This is a genomic window from Mesotoga sp. (genome assembly GCF_035363035.1).
Classification (GTDB): Bacteria; Thermotogota; Thermotogae; order Petrotogales; family Kosmotogaceae; genus Mesotoga.
The window spans coordinates 1-3,521 of sequence record NZ_DAOSEH010000139.1 but is presented as its reverse complement, the minus strand read 5'-3'; the positions used below and the strand labels follow the sequence as shown (position 1 = coordinate 3,521).

Sequence of the window (3,521 nt, the reverse complement as noted above, 5' to 3'; positions counted from 1 at the left end):
TGATTATACCACAACAACATGGACGTTCAAAGCCGTTGATGCAGCCTGGTCGCGTGCTGAAAAATCTTTCTCTCTCTCGATCTTCAAATATCGACCTGTTGTCTCAATTTTCTCTCGACATCTCTACGTGCTACATCTTCTCGCTTATCGAAAAGCCTCTTTCCTCTGGCCATAGCTATTTCAACCTTGGCCCTGCCGCTATCGTTGAAATAGATCTTTGTGGGAATTATGGTGAGCCCCTTTTCTTTGGTTTTCTGATCCAGTCTCAGTATCTCCTTCCTGTGCATCAACAACCTTCTCTTTCTTCTGGGATCGTGGTTCCAGAGATTCCCGTGAGAATACTGGCTGATGTTACAGTCTATGAGAAACAACTCTCCGTTCTCTATTTTACAGTAGGCGTCCACGAGCGAAGCCCCTCCAAGTCTGAGAGACTTCACTTCCGTTCCCATCAATTCCATACCGGCCTCAAAACTGTCCAGCAGATGGTACTGGAACCTCGCCTTTTTGTTAGTTACTACGATCTTCACGTGACTCCCTCCACTCGACTTTGCGAAATAGATTGTATCACATCTGTCGGCATTAACAAAAAGGGATCTCTGGAGATCCCTCCTGTGTTCGTTCAACTTAGAAAACTCTGCCAGGCATATTTTAACCCGTGCGTCTGTCTTGTTCCATAATGCGAGTTGACAAATGTTTTCGAATCGGAGCTATTTCAAAAGCACGATATCCGGTCTCCTGACTGTCTGGCCGTCGATTTCGAAGGTCAAGGCCGGCCATGTGCTCGATCGGGGGTAGGAGGCGATTCGATTTTGCCCGTCCAGCAATAAGACTGTGTCTTCCGACTTGGTACCCCTGATCGTCGGGTTCCAGGCGAGGGAGTTTCCGCTTTTCAGCACAATGGAAGTGTATGGGTCGGCCACCACTTCTCTTGGAGAGTAGCCGGCAAGACCTCCCTGGTGATGGAACCTCCACTCTCCCGGAGCTCCCTGCGAGGCGTAGGCCTCCTTTATCTTTTCGAAAACATCGGAAAGTTTTTTCCCGGGTCTGGAAGAGGCGATCGCCACCGAATCCACGTAGCAGTTACGCCTGTGCTGCTCTCTGATTCCTTCGACTTCTTCGAACATGAAAGAGCGAGAAGAGGAGATGATCAGGCCGCGTCTTCTGGCACAAATACTCACGAAGCCTCTTCTTCCGAGCCTCGTGTTTCTCGATAAGTTGTGTCTGTAAGTCAAGGTACTCTCCTCGGAAAAGGCCAGAGTGAGCACCGGCTCTATATCTCTCTTCGCCATTTCCCGGTAAATGATTCCCTGAACTTCGAGCTCGGTCATCTCAGGTACGAACGATGGAACAACATCCGAGAAAATTTCGTCGCATTCTCTTCCAAGATCCGAATAAACTTCCACTTCGTAGTCGCTCAAGACGCTCCTGAGAGATACCAGATCGACAGTGCCGGTCTCGTATCTTCCGGTGTCGGAGATGATTCTTCCCTTCACTATCGAGTCGATCGCCTCTTTCTCGGCGGAGGTACGTTCGAACCAGTCGTACTCTACCACTTCAAGTTCCCGCTGTATTTCTTCGGGTAGCTCCAGGTCTTTGAGTCTTTGAAGCTCTATGTTGTTTATGAGCAGATAAACACCGTCCCGCGTCACCAGAATAGAGGCCTCTCCTTCGGTCGCGTTGAGTGTTATGTGGCTGCGCGCACCGAACGTGAACCAGGAGAAGTTGTTGCACTTGCTTATCAGAAGAGCATCTGCCCCATTCTCTTCAAATAAAGACCTTACCTTCTCTACTCTTTCTTTGAAAAGCTCTAAAAGCATCTGTGCACCTCACACGTTTTTAGTTACTATATGCCTTTCATCGATGCTTCCAGGAAGCGATACCGGACGGTTCGATGACGTTCGTCTGGATTCCAGTACGTGGCTTTTCCATCCAACTCTCCACAGTGTTTTTCCATTTCAAATAATGATCGGTCTTCTTGTGGGCCGCAGCCGCCTCTTCCGATTCATAGGCTTCGTAAAGAAGAAAGTGATTCGATTTTGATCTGTCCTGCAGGAAGTCGAATCTGAGATTCCCCTCTTCCATAATGGAGCTCTTATGGTTGAGTGTAGTAGCTTCAATGAATTCATCGATTCTTTCGCTCTTGACATAGATATCCACTACCGTTACTATCATCGCCAACACCCCCGAGAATTTCGAAATTCCCAGTGAAACAACAGACCGATCTACGACTAAACAGAGGTCCAATAACCGTTCAGCCCTTCGAAAGAGTATCAAGAGTCGTTCACCGTTTAAAACATCTAAAATTTAAAGCCTTCCTCGAAGCACTTGAAACAGGTCTTCACTACATCGCTGTCGTAATAGCTACCGGCTTTATCGTCGATTTCATTCAAGGCGACTTCTATTCCATAATCGTCCCTGTAAGTTCTGTAGAAGCTCATGGCCGACACGACCTCGGCCACGGCCAGAATTCTCCCTCCGATGCTTATCTCATCGCCCTTTAGTCCCAGCGGATATCCCGAACCGTCGAGCCTTTCGTGGTGCTCCAGTATAGCCCTGGCGATCGTACGCGGGAAGGGAACTTTCTTTACGAGTTCATATCCCACGAGAGGATGTTCATGCAGAAGCTGTGATTCGAACCAGGTGAGCTTTCCTGGTTTGCCGATCATGTCCGAAAAGAGAGACATCATGCCGATATCGTGAATCTTTCCGGCCGTTTCCAGTTCTCCGGCCAATCTACTGTCATTCATCTTTCTGGCTATTGCAGAGGCAAGTCTCGAGACGTTTTCGCAATGATCTTCGGCATAAAATCCCCTGATTCTAAACATCTCCAAAGCCATAGTCGCCGTTCCTCTGTATAATTGCCTACATTCGTCGCTCTCGCAATTATTCCTGTAAGCGTCTTTGAAATAATCGTAGTTTGGAACGAAGCTGTCGGTATCGAAAGCGAACGGGTGAAGGCTGGAAATCTGGAGAAGCATCCTTTTGTTTACGATTGATGTATCGTATATACAACAGGCATCGAGAGGATTTTCGCTGATAAACTCGTCCATCTTCGATTCGTACTCGACCATCTTGGCTGCATCAAAGCTTTCATCGAAGATCCACGAGCCTTCTCCGGCCACGCAGAGTCCTTCGAATCCGCTGTCAAGCGCTTCTCGTGTTTTTTCTTCGAGCTCCTTCGCCATTCTTTCCAGATCTAGAACACCATCTCTCGAGTAGGTATCTCTCACGCTGGCGACTTCAATCCAGCCAGAACGGCGTAACTCTTCTAGATTCATCCCGTAAGGTTCTATCGCCCTCTGGAGATCAACTAGAGTTAGCCTGTCATAAATGAAAAGCAGTTTCTTCTCCTGACTGTATCCGTTGAAGCAGAAACTGCCAAGAGCCCTTTCGATCTCAGACGGAGCGTTGTAAAGAATAACCCTGTGTGAGCCGACTTCAGTTGAATGAGACTGTCCATGTTTCATATTCTAAAATCAACCCCTTGAAATAATAAGAATGCTTTTAAGTGAATTCTACCA

Annotated in this window: 4 protein-coding genes; all 4 read right to left on the bottom strand. The window is 47.7% G+C overall.

Going from position 1 to position 3,521, the window contains the following annotated elements:
* Nucleotides 1-83: 83 nt before the first annotated feature.
* Complete coding sequence (gene smpB / locus PKX57_RS11620) at nt 84-527, bottom strand: SsrA-binding protein SmpB (RefSeq protein WP_213922856.1); 444 nt, start codon at nt 525-527, stop codon at nt 84-86.
* 180 nt (nt 528-707) lie between these two features.
* Nucleotides 708-1,817, bottom strand: coding sequence for a M24 family metallopeptidase (locus tag PKX57_RS11615; RefSeq protein WP_472413790.1), 1,110 nt, complete (start codon nt 1,815-1,817; stop codon nt 708-710).
* A 37-nt stretch (nt 1,818-1,854) separates the two neighbouring features.
* A complete protein-coding gene (locus tag PKX57_RS11610; RefSeq protein WP_472414834.1) occupies nt 1,855-2,172 on the bottom strand; it encodes an antibiotic biosynthesis monooxygenase in 318 nt (105 codons plus the stop codon).
* A gap of 125 nt (nt 2,173-2,297) precedes the next feature.
* On the bottom strand, nt 2,298-3,467 hold the full coding sequence (locus tag PKX57_RS11605) for an HD domain-containing phosphohydrolase (RefSeq protein WP_472417473.1): 1,170 nt from the start codon (nt 3,465-3,467) through the stop codon (nt 2,298-2,300).
* Nucleotides 3,468-3,521 lie beyond the last annotated feature (54 nt).

What these genes read in the sequence shown, in the direction of transcription:
- PKX57_RS11615 (WP_472413790.1), bottom strand. Translation starts at nt 1,817, where the DNA reads ATGCTTTTAGAGCTTTTCAAAGAAAGAGTAGAGAAGGTAAGGTCTTTA.
- PKX57_RS11610 (WP_472414834.1), bottom strand. Translation starts at nt 2,172, where the DNA reads ATGATAGTAACGGTAGTGGATATCTATGTCAAGAGCGAAAGAATCGAT.
- PKX57_RS11605 (WP_472417473.1), bottom strand. Translation starts at nt 3,467, where the DNA reads ATGAAACATGGACAGTCTCATTCAACTGAAGTCGGCTCACACAGGGTT.